Here is a 17,168-nt window from a genome sequence, read left to right as displayed (position 1 = left end):
GCTTTTTGCGTAAGTAGGTCATCGACCCACTGGCTGATTCGGGTGGTATCGATCACTCACGCTACTGTCTATCGGCTCCTCCCCCCGAACCGACTGAGCCACAGCGTCGACAATGGCAGCCCAAATATCCGGCCTTGCCAGCACAGGCATTTCCTTTGCCAATACGTTGCTCAGCTTCCCTTCGTTCTGCTCTATGGATCGCAAGAGCCGATCAGCCTGTTGATCAGGCATTTCAACGACTTCCTTGATCGCCTGTCTGGCCCTTATGTGGCTGCGCAAATACCGCGACTCTTCACGCATCTGTTCGGTGATCGTGCGACGAATGACGTTGGACATGAACACAACGTGTGGTCCCAGGTTCGGGTAGCGCCACACCGGGCGGGCCTGATCCTGGCCTGTGAATTCAATATTCGAGACCACGCCGTCAGGGTATTGCGTACGCGTATTGGCGAATGTTACCTGGTCTCGTATGCCCTGCATGAGTGGTTTTGAAACCTGATCCAGCACGCTGTCATAAAGACGCCGCTCAGCAGAGTCGTCAGTGATAACAGCTGAAATCGGGAGAATCACCGGGTCTGGGATGGCCCCGTCACGACGCAGAATGTCATTGATCAGGAAGCGATGGACCCGGCCGTTGCCGTCGGCCAGCGGATGGATATAGACGAACGCGAACGCTGCTACAGCACTGCGCATGACCGGGGACTGCCCTTGAGTACGATTCAGAAAGACGCGAATGCCTTCCAACATCCGCTCCAGATCGCCTTCCGGGGGAGCGACGTAATGGACAATCTCCTGATAACGGACAGTTTCGCCAACAAACACCGGAGATTGCCGAATCCCCATTCGTGTCAGTGTGGTCACTGCTCCAAGGATTTCTTCTTGCATCTCAGCCAGGGCAGCATCGGTGAGCGGCAGTTCGCCCTGACCGGTTCGTCGCGCCAACACATCTGCGAAACGCTGGATACGCGTAGAACGGTCCGCCTCCCCTTCAATGGCGAAGCTGGCTTTGCTTTCCCTGAGCGTCATCCATGCGGCGGCGCGCAGCAGAAGCGCTTCGCCAAACTCTGCGGTCAGTTGACCAAAGAGGTGAGGCACATCGAGGTCCGCTGCTGACTGGACGGCTGCTGTCTTGACGACGATTGGGCAGAAGTAGGTCGTGCCAGGCAGGTTGTCATTCACTCGCCAACGCGGCACCTTCACTGCCTCTTCGGGTGAAGCCGCCACCATCAGATCGGCGTTGATGGCGTCGACATACTTGCCGCCTATAGGTTCTGGCGCCTGCAACCGCTCGCCAGTGAGCCACTCAAACAAGAACGCCGACCTGCGGGCATATTGGCCGGTGGGCTCGTCCTTCAACCAGCCTTGTAACGGTGCAGCACCCACCTTGGTAAACAGTCTGGTCAAGAACTCAAGGTTCGGGACTTCATGCCGCAGGTGAAATTGCAGATGGGATGAAAAGTCCGGATCGGGGCGCATGTTTTCCGTATAGGTCTCAAGACGAAACCCGTCTTCGACCTGGGTTGACCGTCGGCTACCGACCTGACTTAACACAGGTAGCCGTGCCATTGGGCGCACGTCGAATGTTGTTGCTAACCAGGCAGCACCGATGGGGTCTACGGGAAACTCGCTCACCTCACACTCCTTTTGAAACCTCGGCCAAATCAAATCGCCATAAATGGAGATTAACGATCAAAATCAGGTTTTGCTGCATAAAAATGATTATTTTTCGGGGCTAATGCATAAAAACGAACATTTAGAGCACTTCAAATTGAGCTTCGCCAATCGAATTGGGCACCTCAAACTGACCCAAGCGTATAAAAACGATTTTACTTGCTCAAAAACGATCATAAATCTGGCTTTTTGCACAAAACCGTTTCGAAATCAGACAATTTCACTGAACCCCTCACACGCTGAAACCCGAAACGTCGCTGCCTTTTCAACCAAAAAAAATGCCCAAACCTCCCGGTCCGAGCATTTTTTTGACCCTGATCACCCACCCCTCCCCAAAAACCTCGACTCTATGTAAGCCTCCAGCCATCGGACGCAGCATCATTTCGCTACTAAACTCGGGACAAGCGTGTTCATGTGCAGGATTATAGCCAGCACGTATCGCCCAACCGGCGGCCAGGTACTCAACAATAGCCAGCCCACTTTAGAGGGCATTACCCAATGGATAGCAGAACCCTACGCAACCTGATGCGCATTGTGCAGACCGGCTCTTTGTCGGCGGCGGCAGAGCATTCCTGTTTAACCGTGCAGGCGTTGGCCGCACAGCTGAACAAGGTCGAAGAGCAGTTCGGTTTTCGGTTGTTTCGTCGCTCCAACAAGGGGTTGACCCTGACCCCGCAGGGCACGGAACTCACGCCTTACATGGACAAGGTGTTGGTCGCCACGCGGCAACTGGAAGAAAAAGTGGCCGCACTGAAGGTGCCTGGGCAGCGCACGCTCAAGGTGGCGCTGAACACCACGCTGTCGGCTGACTTCAATCGGCGAATGATCGGACGCCTGATTGAGGTGTTTCCCGACTATCAGCTGGAATTCAGCTACGCCGAGTCGATGGAAAACCTCAGCAAGCTGAAGAACGAAGACTTTGACCTGGCCGTGTTGATCGGCCCGCAGAAGCCGGGGTTGCCCAGCATCATCCTGCCCGATGTCCAGGTGCAGGTGGTCGGTGCGCATTGCGGCCAGGAACATGATCCGCTGGTGCTGCTCGGCAACAAGTTCCAGGTGCGTCCGGCAGACGATTGTCCGTATTCCCACAGCTTCTTGCGCTTTCTCGACGCCGGTCTGGGCAATTACGAGTCGGGCAAGCGGATGGTCTATTCCTGCAGCGAAACCCTGACGCTGTCTTTGATCACGCAAATGGACGGCCTCGGCATGGTCTCGCGGGATGCGGCCCAGCGTAACGGCTTGACCATTTTCCCCGGTTTCGAGGATGCCCTCGAAGTGCGGCTGGCGATCAATAATCCGGAGTTGTCGGGGCAGGCCTTGCACGATGTGGTCGACCTCCCGCTACATGAACGAGCCGAGCGCAATGTACGCAGCCGTTCCCACCGCAACGGAGACAAAGAGGTTTTTGCTGAAATACGCACATAACAACGTCGGAATCGCGGCATAGAATTCCGGGCGATCGAGCTGCACGTGCTGATCCTTGATCAACAACGGCGTAAGGCTGATTGCAGCGACGATCGCCACCGGCAAGTATTCCAGCGCCCGGGCGACGAAGGGCGGCCAATGGTCGGTGTTCACTTGCAGCGGCAACGCACGCGGCAGGAAGGTCACGGCCATCATCAGCGCGACCACCAGGATCAGGAACGTTTGGTCAGGCATACGCCCACCCCGCAGCCCACGAATGTGGCGATGAATACGTTGAAAGGCGAGCTGCCGACCAGGCTCAGCGCGCCCATGCAGGCGACAGCGGCCAGGGCGGCGATGAGTTTGTTACGTGTGTTGCACAGCGACACCAGCACGTAGAGCATCATCGCGGTCAGCGCATAGTCGAGCTGATACTGAATCAAGTGCGCCGCGTACTGCGCGCAAATCGCCCCCAGCAAACCGCCGAGCACCCACGAGGTGTGGCAATACAGATTGAAACCAATCAGGTAACGCACGTTGACGGGCGAGCCTTTACCCAGTTTGACGCTGTGAAAAGCGAATGACTCATCGGTCAACCCACCCGCGTAACACCAGCGCTCCATTCGACTGAGCCCCATCGCTTGCAACGCCTTGGCCATGTAGACCGACATCAGCATGTGCCGCGCATTGATCAGAAACGTGGTGAGGATGATGGTGGTGAGCGAAGCGCCGCTGGAAATCAGCGCCAGGGCGGCGAACTGCGAAGCGCCGGCATAGACGAACAGGCACATGGCGACCGGCAGCCATACGGGCAACCCGGCATTTACCGCCATCAAACCGAACACAAACGCCACCGTGAAGTAACCCGCAACCACAGGGCTGGCCTCGGCGAAGGTGCGCGAAGCGTGGGGCTCGACCATCAGCGGCGGGCTGCTGGACGTCTCATTCATAGGTCCCTCTCAAATGTTCTTTCGCCGCGCGGTTCGCAAAAACCCTGGGCACTCCAGAAGCGCTGGCCGGCAAGGTTAGCATCGTCGACAAACAGGAACATCCGCAGCACGCCCACGCGCTTCATGTCTGAGGACGCCGCTTCAACCAGGCGTTGACCGACGCCTTGGCTGCGGTAATCCGGGCTCACGGCGAGGTGGTTGATCGTGCCGCGACTGCCGAGCATTCCGCCCAACACGGCGCCGACGATTTCGCCGCTGACGTCCAGCGCGATAAACGCGGTGGTGGTCTTTTGCACCAGCACACTGCGCAGGCATTTGGCGTCCTGCCATTCACAGAAAGACACTTCTTCGAATTGCCGAAAGAAGCGTTCCAGGCGCTGTGCATCCTTGGCCGTGGTGCGCCGCAACATCACCGGTGCGGGGCACTCGGCGAGGCTGGTCACGGAGTTGTACTGTTCAGCGAACAATGTCGAAAGCGGTCCCGGGCCGCGAGAAAGAGATCGCCAGAATCTGCCGGTACGCCATGTCGTGAGAATGGGTATTGCGCGCCGGTGTCACGTAGTGACGCATGTCGCGATCGAGAAAGTAGGTGGTGTCGAGGATTTCCTGATACGTCGTCGAGGCCAGGTGTTCCTGGTTTTCCGTGTCGTACAAACGGCTCTCTGCCCCTTCAACGTTATTGCGTCCCCAAAAGTGCACGCCGCTGAACGGATAACCGTCGCAGTGAATACCTTCCGGGGTGATTTCCAGTTGTTTGCCAGGCTTGATCTCGATGCGGATCTGGTGAATCTGGCATTGCCAGATTTCGTCGTGCAACTCAGGTGGCAAAACGTTTTTGTACACTTCGAAGTCGGTGTCGATCAGGCTGCGCATCACCGGCGAACTGATGATCTCATCGGAGAAGTCCTGGAAGTGCCGAACCATCCCGCCAACGTAACTGTTGTTCGCCTTGGACTGAACATACGCGCGGTGTTCCAGTTGCTTCAGGTCGCGCGTGACCGGGTTGTACTCGAAATCGCTGTAGCGACGGTACCGCATGCCCGCCTCGGCCTGACCGTAGTAACTGTCCGGCTCCATGTTTTCCCAACTTCTGGTCAATCTGACGAAGTCGTTGAAATGACCGAAAAGATTGAAGTCAGCACCCCGGACGTTCGCATATTTGTCACGCCGTAGAAATTCGCCCACTTCTTTGTTCAAAACGATCATTTTAAAAATCTCCGTGCATTTAGCTGCCTAATCTAGAGAGCACAGGATTTACGTCCATGAGAAAGAATTTGAGGCATATCAAGCGCTGTTTGAAACGGGGCATGACGTTGCTTTAATTCAACTTTTCATGATCGAAAATGGCCGTTTTATGCGTTTTTCGATGGTTCTCAGGCGAAAAAAAACCCCGAGCCAGTCGGGGTTTTTAGCGAGTGTTGAACACTCAATCGATCATCAGAAGATGTTGATCGGGTAGTCCACGAACACACGCACTTCGTTACCGCTGACGTTGTACTCACTGGATTTCTGCGAAACACGCAGGATCGAGCTGCGCAGTTTCACGCTCAGGTCTTTGGCCGGGCCGCTTTGCACGACGTACTTGAACTGGTTGAAGATTTCGCGCTCGGTGCCGCCTTCGCTGGTGGACGTGGTGATGTTGTCACCGCGCACATAAGCGAAGTTGTAGCTCAGCCCCGGAATACCGAAGGTGCTGAAGTCCAGACCGTAGCCCAACTGCCAGCTGCGCTCGTCTTCGGCGTTGAAGTCGGACCAGTAGGAGTTCGCCAGGTAGATGGTGTTGCCGCCGTCACCAACACGACCTTGACCCTTCTGGTAACCGCCGTAGGCGTAGCCCAGGTTGCTGTCGCCAGTGCTGCGCTGGTGAGCGAGGGTGAACGAGTGCGGGCCGGTGGCAAAAGTCGCAGCCAGGCTCCAGATTTTGTTGTCGTCGCCGGTAGCGCCGCTTTCGCGGACGTAGGCATCATCCAGCTTGGTGCGGTAGCCGTTGAAGTCCAGGGTCAGGGACTGATCCTTGTCGATCGGGAACACGTAGTTGGCGTTCACGTATTGCTTCTTCAACACGTCTTCGACGTCGGAGGCGTACACCGCAGCCTTGAATTGTTCGGTGAACTGGTAGCTGCCGCCCAACACGTTGATCGACTTCAGGCCACCACTGTCACGGCCTTCAGCGCTTTTGCGCGACTCGGCGGTGAAGCGACCGGCGTTCAGCTCCAGGCCTTTGATCTCCTTGGAGGTGATCAGGGTGCCGGTGTAGCTTTCTGGCAGCAGGCGCGAGTTGTCGTAGCTCAGCACCGGCAGGGCCGGCATCTGGTCGCCGTAGGTCAGCGTGGTGCTGGAGAGACGGAACTTGACCGCTGCGCCGCCCTTGGACAGGTCGTCAGCCGCGTTGCCGCTGTCGCCCTTTTTAAAGAAGTCGATACCTTGTGCGCCGGTACGACCCTTGCCGCCATCCAGACGCAGTGCGTACAGACCGAAAGCATCCACACCCACACCGACAGTGCCTTGGGTGAAGCCGGACGAGAACGTACCGATGGCCGCTTGGCCCCACTCGGCTTTGTCCGGGTTGCCGTCTTTGTAATCACGATTGATGTAGGCGTTGCGCAGCAGCACTTTGAGGCTGCTGTCTTCAACAAATCCCTTGGACTCGGCCTGGTCGTTAGCCATGGCCTGTGTAGCGCTCAACATCCCCAGAGCGATCAGGCTGATTCGCTTATTCAACATTTTGTTCTTTTCCTTATTACCGGTTGATACGCGCTGTGTCGAACGGCTGAAACGGCGCTATCGCACTCTTTTTTCACCCAAAACAAAAAGGCCCGCCCACGAAAAAATCGTGGCGGGCCTTTTTATTTTTTATGAGTCATGGCGGTTAGCCACAGGCGTTGGGCGCGATCGTAGCCGCGCCCAGAAGGCTGTGTCAATTTCATGAATCGTCTATGAAAAGGTGAAAATCGTCTAAGAGATTACTTGCCAGCGATTGCCAGTTGCACCGTATGGCTATCGACGAACTGTTCGAAGTGGGTGACTTTGCCTTCGGCCAAGGTCCACAAATGCGCAACGCGAGCGTTCATCGCACGGCCAGTGGCTTTGTAGATTGCGCTGTAATTGCCGTAGGCAAACACCTTGTCGCCCTGTGCGACGTAGTCCTCGATCTTCAACTGAAAATCGTCCCATTCAGTGGCCAGGCGTTTGAACACGTTCTCGACGATGGCGTCGAAACCGACGTAGGTACCGGCGTAAGGGAAGCCTGCAGCTTCGGTCCAGCGGGCATCAGCGGCCAGCGCCGCCTCGGTGTTGCGTGCGTTTTCCTGGGAGTTGGCGCCTTCGTAGGTGCTTTTGATCAGACTCAGGTTGTCCATGGTGACTCCGGATGAATTCAAGGGGCGCAGCCGTCGAGGCCACAGGCTTGCACGGATGTTGATGGAGCTTGTGCGTGAAGCGATTGGCTTAACCATTGCGCGAACGCTTGCGGCTTGCCGAGCCAGGGGCCGATATCTACCACGGTGAATTGACCCTTCTGTTCAAGGACGAAGGTCGGAAAACCCTGGCCGCCTACCTTGGCCAAGAGAGCGCGGGTCTCCCTGATATGGTGATCGGTTTCGGCTGCTTCGAACGCCTGCTGGAACGCTTGGGATTCAAGGCCGATGTCTTTTCCGAGCGCCAACAAAACCGCTTTATCGGCGATGCGCCGACCTTCCACGTAATGAGCCGTCTGCAAAAGCCCCAGCAACTCGAGCCCGCGACCGGCAACCTGCTCGGCGGCCAGCACCGCCGCAATCGGTGGCGTGGAATCGAACACAGCCGTCTCATCGCGCAGCAGGCCTTCGAAATACGCTTCGCCGAATGGTTGGCCGGTGTACTCGGCGATGCGGCGGTCGTGGGGCATCACGTAGTTGCGCAGCTGTGGCGAAACGGTTTGGCGGTTGGCGCCACTCATCATGCCGCCACCGTGAGCGTTCACCGGCAACACGCCTTGAGCCGCTTGCACCAGCGGTTTGGCGCCGTAGCACCAGCCGCATAAAGGGTCGTAAATGTAGTGAAGGATCATGGGAAGACTCCGGCAGCCAATCGGGAAAATTCGATGCCGGCAGACTAATCCTCGAACCGTTTCGGAAAAACGCTGGAATGGCGTTCAGTCTGTTTCATGAATCGGTCGAATAGCCTCGAGGAGCCTCTGTAGCAATCTCGACACAACTCGAAACAATCAAGCAACGGAACTTTTCAGGAATAATTAACGAAAGTAAATAACAAGCATTACCATTCGCACCCTCGAATTCTTTCACCCCTTCGGATGCGCTTCAGATGCCTGCCCCCTTCCGCCTTACGCCCGTAACCCTTGGGCTTTCTGCTTTTCTGTCTGCCGGTTTCACCTGCGCCGCGACCACCGTTTTACCCGAAACCTCGATCAGTGCCGAAGCGGAGGCCGACGACCCGCGAGTGAAGGAAACCAGCACCGCCACCCGCACCGCGACACCGGTACGCTACGTGCCTCAAGCCATCGACTCGATTAAAACCGCAAACGTCTCGGATTACGGCACCAATGATCTGGGCACTGCGTTAAGCGGCATCCCCAACGTCAGCAGCGGTGCCGACACACGTTTCGACAGCCTGCGCATCCGCGGTTTCGACGCGAGCAACGACTTCTACCTCGATGGCATTCGTGACGACAGCCAATACGTGCGCGACTTGCACAATATCGAGCGCATCGAGGTCCTCAAGGGCCCGGCGGCCGTTCTATACGGCCGTGGCAGCCAGGGCGGGATCGTCAACCGGGTCAGCAAACTGCCCGAGTTCGGCCGCCGCTCGACCATCGAAGCCCAGGGCGGCAGCGATGATTTGCGCAGCCTTTATGCCGACCTCAGCACCGATCCGTCCGAAAACATCAGCCTGCGCCTGAACATGGGCAACATGGATCAGAACAGCTTTCGCGATGGTGTCAGCGGCAATCGCCAATTGTTCGCGCCGTCTATGAGCTGGCAACTGACGCCGGACCTGAACTGGTTGGTGCAGTACGAATACAGCCGTTACAACCGCACGCCGGATCGCGGCATTCCTGGGGTAAACGGGCGCCCGGCAGACGTAGGACGCGATACGACCTACGGCAGCGAGCACGATTTCATCGACGACAAGTCGCAATCCCTGCGTTCCAAACTCAGCTATGAACTCAGCGACAACTGGCAGCTGCGCCACACATTGGGTGTGTTCAAGCTCGACAGCGATTTCGACAACACCTACCTGACCGGTTACACCCCGGCGACCAACAAGGTCACGCGCCAGCACTGGCAACAGGACCTGACCACCCGCAACGTCTACAACAACGTCGAACTGGAAGGCGGCTTCAACACCTTCGGTCTGGAGCATCGCCTGCTGACCGGCATCGAGATCGGCAGCCAGCGCCGTGATCCGACCTTGTACAACGCGGCCACTTCCGGGCCGGGGAGCTCACCGGTGCCTGCGCTGGACCTGTACAACCCGAATCGAGATCTGCGTCATACCGGGCGCATGCAGGTGTCCAGCGACAACCACACCGAAGTCGAAAGTCGTGCGGTGTACGTGCAGGATCAATTGCGCCTGAGCGATCAATGGCAACTGCTGGCCGGTCTGCGCTACGACACCTTCGACATCGAATCGACCAACAAGCTGCGGGGCATTTCCGAAGATCGTGACAGCCACAGCACCAGCCCGCGTGTAGGACTGGTCTGGACGCCGCTGCAGAATCATTCCTTCTATGCCTCCTGGACCAAGACGTTCTCGCCGGTGGGCGGTGGTTTGATCGGCATCACGCCGGGCACTGCCGGAAACAGCAACGACTTGAGCCCGGAGCTGACCAAGCAGAAGGAGATCGGCGTGAAGAGCGACTGGCTCGGCGATCGCCTGAGCACCACCCTTGCAATCTACGAACTGGAACTCTATAACCGCCGCACCAGCGATCCGCTCAACCCGACCATCACCTTGCTCTCGGGCCTGCAACGTTCCCGCGGGATCGAGCTGACCGGCACCGGAAAAATCGCTGGCAACTGGTATGTACGCGGTGGTGTGGGCGTGCAAGACGCGACGGTCGAGAAGGACAACAACGGCTTTGAAGGCAAACGCATCAGCAACGTAGCCAAGCACAACGCCAGCCTGTTCCTGACCTGGAAACCAGAAATGGGCTGGTATGCGGAAACCGGGTTGACCTTGGTGGGCCAGCGCTATGCGGATAACCTCAACACCGTCGTGCTGCCGGGTTATGGCCGCTGGGATGCACTGGCCGGTTTCCGGCAGAAGGACTGGGACTTGCGCGCGGCGCTGAACAACATCAGCGACAAGACCTATTACTCCTCCGCCACCAGCGCCGCGCAGATTCAACCGGGTGAACCGCGCAGCCTGGTGGTGACTGGGACCTATAGCTTCTAAAACACCACCGGATGTCCACACCAATCCCCTGTGGGAGCGGGCTTGCTCGCGAATACGGTGGTTCAGTCAACATAGATGCTGATGATCTACCGCATTCGCGAGCAAGCCCGCTCCCACAGGGGGTTGGTGGTGACCAAAAAATCTGTATTTCAAAAAACCATCGCCCATAAAAAAGCGCCGCCATCCCGGCAGCGCTTTATCAATCCTTTGTTTTTTCTTCTTATCCTTCCATCACATCCCACAACGCTTCCAGTTCCGCCTCGCTGAACAAACCAGCGGGGTAACGCTCGATCATCATCCGGCGCGGATCAGGTTCTCTGATCTGACGCGTTCCATTGGACTTCAACCAGTGCGCCAGCACCTGGAGCGATTCGCTATTGACTGCCAGGGGATGCAACGCCCGCTCGCTCACTACGTTCACTTCGGCGTTCATTTCAGCGCTCTCTCCTGATTCCTGAGCGGCTAACTTATCCAAGGTTTATGACAGAACATCGCAGTTCTCCCCCTCCCTGTTTTACGCCTTGAGAGATACAAGAGCTGTGCCAATATTTCCGGGCTGTCGACAAGCGGATACAAAAAAGCCCGCAGCCCATAAGGGCTGCGGGCTTTTACTGTCGATACGGTGGTTGACGTTTGCTCGATTGGCTGAACCATCAACTCACGCTGTTACAACCTCACTCACTCCTTGTGCGGCGCCGGTTGCTGTTGGGTAAGGCAGTGGATATTGCCGCCCCCCAGTAACAGTTCGCGGCCTGGCACCATCACCACTTCGTGCTGCGGGAACAGCCCCTGCAAAATCTCTTTCGCCGGACCGTCCAGAGGGTCGTCGAAGCTCGGTGCGATGATGCCGCCGTTGACAATCAGGAAGTTCACGTAGGAACCGGCCAGACGAACGGTTGGATTACGTTCCTGAGTCCCGTCCACCGGATCCACGCCGGCGCATTCTTCCTCGGTCGCATACAGCGGCCCCGGGATCGGCATCTTGTGCACCGTGAATGGGCGACCTTTGGCATCGGTGCTGCTTTCCAGCACCTTCATTGCCGCCTGGCAGCGCGGGTAGTTCGGGTCCTGCGGATCATCGGTCCAGGCCAGCAAAACTTCGCCCGGACGCACGTAGCAGCAGAAGTTATCCACATGACCGTCGGTTTCGTCGTTGAACAGACCGTCCGGCAACCAGATGATCTTATCCACAGCCAGATGAGCGCTGAGCACCGCTTCGATGCCTGCACGATTAAGGTGCGGGTTGCGATTGCGGTTGAGCAGGCATTCTTCGGTGGTGATCAGGGTGCCTTCGCCATCGACGTGAATCGAACCACCCTCGAGTACGAAGCCCTCGGTACGGTAGCGCTGACTGCGCTCGATCTCGAGGATCTTGCCGCCCACCTGCGAGTCGCGGTTCCACGGCGAGTACAACCCGCCATCGAAACCGCCCCACGAGTTGAAGTCCCAGTTCACACCACGGACTTCGCCACTGTTATTGATGACGAACGTCGGGCCAGTGTCGCGAACCCAGGCGTCGTCGCTGGACATCTCGACCACACGAATATTCGGCACGTCGAGGCGGGCACGGGCGTTTTCGTATTGGCCGGCGGAGACCGCCACGGTCACCGGCTCGAAACGGGCGATGGCTTTGGCGACGGCCACGTGCGCGGCTTGCGCGGGTTTGCCACCCAGGCGCCAGTTGTCCGGGCGCTCCGGCCAGATCATCCAGGTCTGGGTTTGTGGCGCCCACTCGGCGGGCATGTAGAAGCCATCGGCGCGCGGGGTGCTGTTTAAAGTGGTCATGCGATCAGGACTCCAGGGAACCGTCGAGGGTTTTGATCGCATTGTATAGGTTCGGGCGACGATCACGGAATGATCCCCACGCGCTGCGAATGTGCTCCAGTTCGTCGAGGTCGAAGCTCTGAACCAGCACGCCTTCTTCGGTCTTGTCGAGTTCCTGGACCTTTTCGCCGAACTGGTTGGCGATGAACGACGAGCCGTAGAACGTGATGTCGTAGCCGTCCTGTTCTTCATTGCCGATGCGGTTGCTGGCGATCAGCGGCATCAGGTTGGCGCCGGCATGGCCTTGTTGCACGCGTTGCCAGTGGTCGCGGGAAGAAATGGTCTTGTCGTGCGGCTCGCTGCCGATGGCGGTCGGGTAGAACAGGATTTCCGCGCCGAGCAACGCCATGCTGCGGGCGCACTCCGGGAACCACTGATCCCAGCAGATGCCCACGCCGATTTTCGCGTAACGGGTGTTCCAGACTTTGAAGCCGGTATCGCCCGGGTTGAAGTAATACTTTTCGTGGTAACCCGGGCCGTCCGGGATGTGGCTTTTACGATAAATCCCGAGGTTGCTGCCGTCGGCATCGATGATCGCGATGCTGTTAAAACGAGCGCGGCCAGCCAGTTCATAAAAGCTGATCGGCAGCACCACTTGCAGTTCCTTGGCGACGTTCTGGAAGTGCTTGATGGCGACGTTATCTTCAACCGTCGTGGCCAGTTGCAGATAATCGGGGTTCGGCTTCTGGCAGAAGTACGGCGCCTCGAACAGTTCCTGGATCAGGATGATCTGCGCGCCTTTGGCTGCAGCCTCACGGACCAGCTTCTCAGCGGTTTCGATGTTGGCTTCTAGGTCCCAGGAACAGGCCATCTGGGTGGCGGCGACGGTAACGATACGGCTCATGAATCATCTCCGGGCAAGTGCTGTGGGTCGAGCGTGGCCTCGACCGATGACAGAAACGGGAAGCACGGACGCGATGAAACACGCCGTGAGCAATGGCGACTTTATAGCCGATAAAAATCGACTTTAAAAGCAATTAGTCTTCCATCTGTCTATTTTTAAGCACTTAAACCCGATAACAATCGATGTTCTTGAAGAAACCTTCGCGGGCAAGCCTCGCTTCTACAGGTCATGCGCCAATTTTGAAATCGCGCAGTTTCTGTAGGAGCGAGGCTTGCCCGCGAAGGCGATATCAAGCCTTACAACCCTTCATCCAACACCTTCGAGAGCATGTCGACAAAGAAATCCACACTCCGGCGCGAGGTCACCATCGGTGGTTTGATCTTGAGGACGTTCAGGTAATCCCCCGTCGGCTGCATGAAAATCCCCAACTCCCGCAACCGATCACACAGCGCCGTGGTTTCTTCGGTCGCCGGTTCCAGGGTCTCGCGGTTGCGGATCAGCTCGACCCCCAGATAGAAGCCGGAACCATGCACCGCGCCCACCAACGGATGAATATCAATCAGTGCCTCAAGCCGATCCTTGAAATACTCGCCCACCACCTGAGCGTTTTCCCAGAGCTTTTCTTCCTCCATCACATCCAGCACCGCCATGCCGATCTGGCAACTGACCGGACTACCACCGGCCGACGAGAAGAAATAACCCTCGGCCTCCAGCGCTTCGGCGATTTCCCGGCGGGTGATCACCGCGCCCAACGGTTGGCCGTTGCCCATGCCTTTGGCCATGGTGATGATGTCCGGCACCACGCCTTGCTCTTCGAAGCCCCAGAAAAAGTTGCCCATGCGCCCATAACCGACCTGCACTTCGTCGGCGATACACACGCCGCCCTGCGCGCGAACCAGCGCATACACCTGTTTCAGATAGCCCGGCGGCAGCGAGATCCCGCCGGCATTGCCGTACACCGGCTCGCAGATGAAACCGGCCAACTGGCGTTTCTGCTCAGCTATTTTTGCCAGGTTGTGTTCAACGCTGCGCACGTAGTCCGGCGCGCTGCCCGGGCCACGGAATTCGCCGCGATAGGTATTCGGCGCGGTCACCGGATGCACCCAATCCGGGCGGCTGCTCAAGGCTTTCGGGTTATCGGCAATCGAGGTCGAGACCGCGTCCGCGCCCACTGTCCAGCCGTGATAAGCCTCCAGCACGCTAAGCATGTCGCGACCGCCGCTGTAGGCCCACGCCAGACGAATGGCCAAGTCGTTGGCCTCGCTGCCGCTGTTGACCAGAAACACCCGGTCCATGCCTTCCGGCGACAACTTCAGCAAACGCTCGGAAAACTCGGCCACCGCGGCGTAGTTGAAGCGCGAGTTGGTATTGAGCAACGACCACTGACGACTGGCCACCGCCGCCATGCGCGGATGCCCGTGGCCGAGGACTGCGACGTTGTTGAGCATGTCCAGGTAGGAACGGCCCTGCATGTCGATCAGGTGATTGCGCCAGCCGCGCTCGATGCGTGGCGGGTCGACGTAATAGTGCTTTTGCGTGCGCGCGAAACTGGCGTCGCGGCGCGCCAGCAATGTCTGCGAATCGAGCTCGGCTTCAGCATCGCAAGCCAGTCCCAGCAGCGCTGCCGGTGACGGGCACAATGCTTGCCAGGCCGCAGCGCGAGACGGCGTGCAAAACAACGGCGCATCGAACGAAGCGCCTCGGCTCAACTGCACAATCAACGGCCCGCTGACCGCGCCCAACACCTGACCTTTGACCAACGCCGCACCGGAGTGCAGCGACGGCGTCACGCCCCACAACCGCACGTTCAGTTGCGGGCCGTCCAGTTGCAGCACACCCGCCGCAGGCTGATGCACCACGCCGGCAAACGGCGACTCGACCGCCGTGCCGTTTGGCACTCGCAACTCCACGTGCAACGGGCAGGTGTCGGGTTCGCCTGAGCTATCTGGACGAGTACGGGACAGCCGGTATTGACCATAACGACTGGCCGCCAATCCGTGAGCCGCCGCAGCTTCAGTCAGCAAACGCTGATCAATCCCCTCCTGCTCCCAGTTACCCGCCTCAAAATGCGGGCTCAGCACCCCCAGATCAATCAAGGCAAATTCACGCCCCACCAGGCTCGGCAGCAATGGTGCGAAACCTTCGCTGCCAATGCCCGGCAGTGCCTGACCGACCGACGTCAGAATCGCTGCTTCCATCAATTCCAGCGGCAGCGACGTGGCCACGCGGAAGATCTCCCACTCATGGGTCAGGTTGTCGCGGCTGTAGTCATTGCCCGGATCAATGCTGACTTGCTGTTCGCCACTGAGCACCAGCACCGCCGCGCGCGCGACGATCAGCGGCCACAGCGCCAGCAGTTCTTCATGCGTGAGTGGATTGACCGCGTGATAAGCCTGGACCGCCGGCAAAATATAGAACGGATCGCCATCGGCGTGATGCAGCAACGCCGCGCAGGTGACTGACAGATCGGTAATGCGCCAGGTACGGATCAGGTCGCCGAAATCGATCACGCCCTGCAACTGCCACTGGCGTTGCGAGTCCCGCTGCCAGACCACGTTGTCGTCGGTGATGTCCATGTGAATCGCCTGCACCGGCAGCTTGTCCACCAGCGGCTGCAAATGACGTTCGGCCCGTTCCGCCGCTTCGGCGATCAACCGGCGTTGTGCATCATCCTTGATCACCGGCAGCAAATGGCCAATCAGCGCGCTGGCGTGGCGGGCGTCCCACTGCAGCGTGCGCTCAAGGCCCGGATGCTCGAAATCGGTCAGCGCCAGGTCCATTTCGCCGCAGAGTCGACCGAAACCGGCCACCACCGGACCGGGCAAATGATCAAGGTGCGTCAGCGACTGACCTTCGATGTAATCGAGCAGGCGCACATGCACGGCCTGACCACCAACTTCCAGCGTGAGCAGGTCTGCACCGCTCATGGAGGGAATCACTCGCGGCACATGCACGCCGGAGTGTTCACCCAACTGCTTGAGCCCGGCATGCTGGGCTTGCAGCTCCAGCGCCGAATAGTCGCCACGGCAAATTTTCAGGACGAAACGCCCTTGATCGCTGTCGACCCGAAAGTTGAGGTCCTGCTGGCTGCCCAGGGCGTGCAACCTTCCACTCAGCCCGTAATGTCCCTCCAGCAGCTCTAGCGCTTGCTCCGCAGTCACTTGCGGGCTGGGCAAACTGGCGCGGTGAATCAACGTGGCGAGCGGCATACAACGACCTCTGTAATTTTATTAGGTGCTTATATCGCCACTGCTTGAGGCGATACGCAACCCCCCTCTCAAACCTGCAACCTCTTAGCTGAACTTTCCTGCACGAACCCCGGATTGCTTTAATTGACCCCGACTTCATGGAGAAACGAACATAACCACAATGCGTCGCCTTTCACTGTCAAACGGTGAGGCTTGGCTGACGGGCTCAAGTCGCCAATTCTGTCCTGATAAACCACACCACTCGCGCCGGCTGGCACTTTGCGCAAGAATGTCGGCCATCAACGCCAATTGCTGGAGAAAGGATATGAATGTAGTCACCACCGATCTGCCCGGTGTTCTAATCATCGAACCCAAGGTATTTGGTGACGAGCGTGGCTTTTTCTATGAAAGTTTCAACGCGAAGGCTTTCGAAGAAGCGACGGGCCTGGCCACACAGTTTGTTCAGGACAACCATTCCCGCTCGCAAAAAGGTGTGCTGCGCGGCCTGCACTACCAACTGGAAAACACTCAAGGCAAATTGGTGCGCGTCACCGTCGGTGAAGTGCTTGATGTGGCCGTGGACATTCGTCGCAGCTCGCCGCAATTCGGCAAATGGGTCGCCGTGCGCCTGTCCGCCGAGAACAATCGCCAACTATGGATTCCGGAAGGTTTCGCACACGGATTTGTGGTGTTGAGTGATTTTGCCGAGTTTCTTTACAAAACCACTGACTATTACACACCGTCGGCGGAGCGCAGCATCCGTTGGGATGACCCGGACCTGGCCATTGACTGGCAACTGGACGAAGCACCGCAACTGTCCGGCAAAGATCAAGCCGCTGCGTTCTTCAAGGACGCTGACGTCTTTTCCTGAAACGCTGTCCGAATGTTCAC

At 58.0% G+C, this 17,168-nt stretch carries 15 protein-coding genes; 3 read left to right on the top strand and 12 right to left on the bottom strand.

Features of this window, described 5'->3' with window-relative positions:
- Window positions 1–18: 18 nt before the first annotated feature.
- Entirely contained in the window at window positions 19–1,632 is a 1,614-nt protein-coding gene (locus tag ACA068_RS01345) for a Fic family protein (protein WP_497307014.1), read from the bottom strand.
- Between the two features lie 537 nt (window positions 1,633–2,169).
- On the opposite strand from ACA068_RS01345, the gene ACA068_RS01340 reads away from it, so the two are divergent.
- Complete coding sequence (locus ACA068_RS01340) at window positions 2,170–3,096, top strand: LysR family transcriptional regulator (protein WP_497307012.1); 927 nt, start codon at window positions 2,170–2,172, stop codon at window positions 3,094–3,096.
- Here ACA068_RS01340 and ACA068_RS01335 read toward each other — a convergent pair.
- The 7 genes from ACA068_RS01335 to ACA068_RS01305 form a co-directional block, all read right to left on the bottom strand.
- The gene (locus ACA068_RS01335; protein ID WP_497307010.1) at window positions 3,013–3,330 is read right to left on the bottom strand and encodes an AzlD domain-containing protein; all 318 of its coding nucleotides are present in this window, start codon (window positions 3,328–3,330) and stop codon (window positions 3,013–3,015) included. The two genes, ACA068_RS01340 and ACA068_RS01335, sit on opposite strands and share 84 nt — an antisense overlap.
- The gene (locus ACA068_RS01330) at window positions 3,309–4,025 is read right to left on the bottom strand and encodes an AzlC family ABC transporter permease (RefSeq protein WP_497307009.1); all 717 of its coding nucleotides are present in this window, start codon (window positions 4,023–4,025) and stop codon (window positions 3,309–3,311) included. The genes ACA068_RS01335 and ACA068_RS01330 overlap by 22 nt, the downstream gene beginning before the upstream one ends.
- Entirely contained in the window at window positions 4,022–4,435 is a 414-nt protein-coding gene (locus ACA068_RS01325; protein WP_169857613.1) for a GNAT family N-acetyltransferase, read from the bottom strand. Before ACA068_RS01325 ends, ACA068_RS01330 begins: the two co-directional genes overlap by 4 nt.
- A 46-nt stretch (window positions 4,436–4,481) precedes the next feature.
- Entirely contained in the window at window positions 4,482–5,231 is a 750-nt protein-coding gene (locus ACA068_RS01320) for a 2OG-Fe dioxygenase family protein (RefSeq protein WP_094469618.1), read from the bottom strand.
- Between the two features lie 231 nt (window positions 5,232–5,462).
- Window positions 5,463–6,749: an OprD family porin gene (locus ACA068_RS01315; RefSeq protein ID WP_497307007.1), complete on the bottom strand. Its 1,287-nt coding sequence runs from the start codon at window positions 6,747–6,749 to the stop codon at window positions 5,463–5,465.
- 239 nt (window positions 6,750–6,988) lie between these two features.
- Window positions 6,989–7,384 carry a nuclear transport factor 2 family protein gene (locus tag ACA068_RS01310; protein WP_497307005.1) on the bottom strand — a complete coding sequence of 132 codons (396 nt, stop codon included), beginning with the start codon at window positions 7,382–7,384 and terminating at the stop codon, window positions 6,989–6,991.
- A gap of 17 nt (window positions 7,385–7,401) precedes the next feature.
- Window positions 7,402–8,073: a DsbA family protein gene (locus tag ACA068_RS01305; RefSeq protein ID WP_497307003.1), complete on the bottom strand. Its 672-nt coding sequence runs from the start codon at window positions 8,071–8,073 to the stop codon at window positions 7,402–7,404.
- A 254-nt stretch (window positions 8,074–8,327) separates the two neighbouring features.
- Here ACA068_RS01305 and ACA068_RS01300 point away from each other — a divergent pair, with 254 nt between their 5' ends.
- On the top strand, window positions 8,328–10,421 hold the full coding sequence (locus ACA068_RS01300) for a TonB-dependent receptor (protein ID WP_497307001.1): 2,094 nt from the start codon (window positions 8,328–8,330) through the stop codon (window positions 10,419–10,421).
- 220 nt (window positions 10,422–10,641) lie between these two features.
- On the opposite strand, the gene ACA068_RS01295 is transcribed toward ACA068_RS01300, so the two are convergent.
- From ACA068_RS01295 to ACA068_RS01280, 4 genes are all read right to left on the bottom strand, one after another.
- Window positions 10,642–10,854, bottom strand: coding sequence for a hypothetical protein (locus ACA068_RS01295; RefSeq protein ID WP_094469623.1), 213 nt, complete (start codon window positions 10,852–10,854; stop codon window positions 10,642–10,644).
- Window positions 10,855–11,099: 245 nt separating this feature from the next.
- A complete protein-coding gene (gene aguA, locus ACA068_RS01290; RefSeq protein ID WP_497307000.1) occupies window positions 11,100–12,206 on the bottom strand; it encodes an agmatine deiminase in 1,107 nt (368 codons plus the stop codon).
- A 4-nt stretch (window positions 12,207–12,210) separates the two neighbouring features.
- Window positions 12,211–13,089: an N-carbamoylputrescine amidase gene (gene aguB / locus ACA068_RS01285; RefSeq protein WP_497306998.1), complete on the bottom strand. Its 879-nt coding sequence runs from the start codon at window positions 13,087–13,089 to the stop codon at window positions 12,211–12,213.
- 296 nt (window positions 13,090–13,385) lie between these two features.
- Window positions 13,386–16,298, bottom strand: coding sequence for an aminotransferase (locus tag ACA068_RS01280; RefSeq protein WP_497306996.1), 2,913 nt, complete (start codon window positions 16,296–16,298; stop codon window positions 13,386–13,388).
- Window positions 16,299–16,602: 304 nt separating this feature from the next.
- Here ACA068_RS01280 and rfbC point away from each other — a divergent pair, with 304 nt between their 5' ends.
- Window positions 16,603–17,148, top strand: coding sequence for a dTDP-4-dehydrorhamnose 3,5-epimerase (gene rfbC, locus ACA068_RS01275; protein WP_497306994.1), 546 nt, complete (start codon window positions 16,603–16,605; stop codon window positions 17,146–17,148).
- Window positions 17,149–17,168 lie beyond the last annotated feature (20 nt).

It is taken from the genome of Pseudomonas sp. LBUM1660 (assembly GCF_059695935.1).
The sequence above is the reverse complement of the archived record's forward strand: the minus strand, read 5'-3'. Positions and strand labels throughout refer to the sequence as shown.

Bases quoted from the DNA above. Each gene is read 5' to 3' on its own strand.
- ACA068_RS01340 (WP_497307012.1), top strand. From the start codon at position 2,170: ATGGATAGCAGAACCCTACGCAACCTGATGCGCATTGTGCAGACCGGC.
- ACA068_RS01335 (WP_497307010.1), bottom strand. From the start codon at position 3,330: ATGCCTGACCAAACGTTCCTGATCCTGGTGGTCGCGCTGATGATGGCC.
- ACA068_RS01330 (WP_497307009.1), bottom strand. From the start codon at position 4,025: ATGAATGAGACGTCCAGCAGCCCGCCGCTGATGGTCGAGCCCCACGCT.
- ACA068_RS01325 (WP_169857613.1), bottom strand. From the start codon at position 4,435: ATGTTGCGGCGCACCACGGCCAAGGATGCACAGCGCCTGGAACGCTTC.
- ACA068_RS01320 (WP_094469618.1), bottom strand. From the start codon at position 5,231: ATGATCGTTTTGAACAAAGAAGTGGGCGAATTTCTACGGCGTGACAAA.
- ACA068_RS01315 (WP_497307007.1), bottom strand. From the start codon at position 6,749: ATGTTGAATAAGCGAATCAGCCTGATCGCTCTGGGGATGTTGAGCGCT.
- ACA068_RS01310 (WP_497307005.1), bottom strand. From the start codon at position 7,384: ATGGACAACCTGAGTCTGATCAAAAGCACCTACGAAGGCGCCAACTCC.
- ACA068_RS01305 (WP_497307003.1), bottom strand. From the start codon at position 8,073: ATGATCCTTCACTACATTTACGACCCTTTATGCGGCTGGTGCTACGGC.
- ACA068_RS01300 (WP_497307001.1), top strand. From the start codon at position 8,328: ATGCCTGCCCCCTTCCGCCTTACGCCCGTAACCCTTGGGCTTTCTGCT.
- ACA068_RS01295 (WP_094469623.1), bottom strand. From the start codon at position 10,854: ATGAACGCCGAAGTGAACGTAGTGAGCGAGCGGGCGTTGCATCCCCTG.
- aguA (WP_497307000.1), bottom strand. From the start codon at position 12,206: ATGACCACTTTAAACAGCACCCCGCGCGCCGATGGCTTCTACATGCCC.
- aguB (WP_497306998.1), bottom strand. From the start codon at position 13,089: ATGAGCCGTATCGTTACCGTCGCCGCCACCCAGATGGCCTGTTCCTGG.
- ACA068_RS01280 (WP_497306996.1), bottom strand. From the start codon at position 16,298: ATGCCGCTCGCCACGTTGATTCACCGCGCCAGTTTGCCCAGCCCGCAA.
- rfbC (WP_497306994.1), top strand. From the start codon at position 16,603: ATGAATGTAGTCACCACCGATCTGCCCGGTGTTCTAATCATCGAACCC.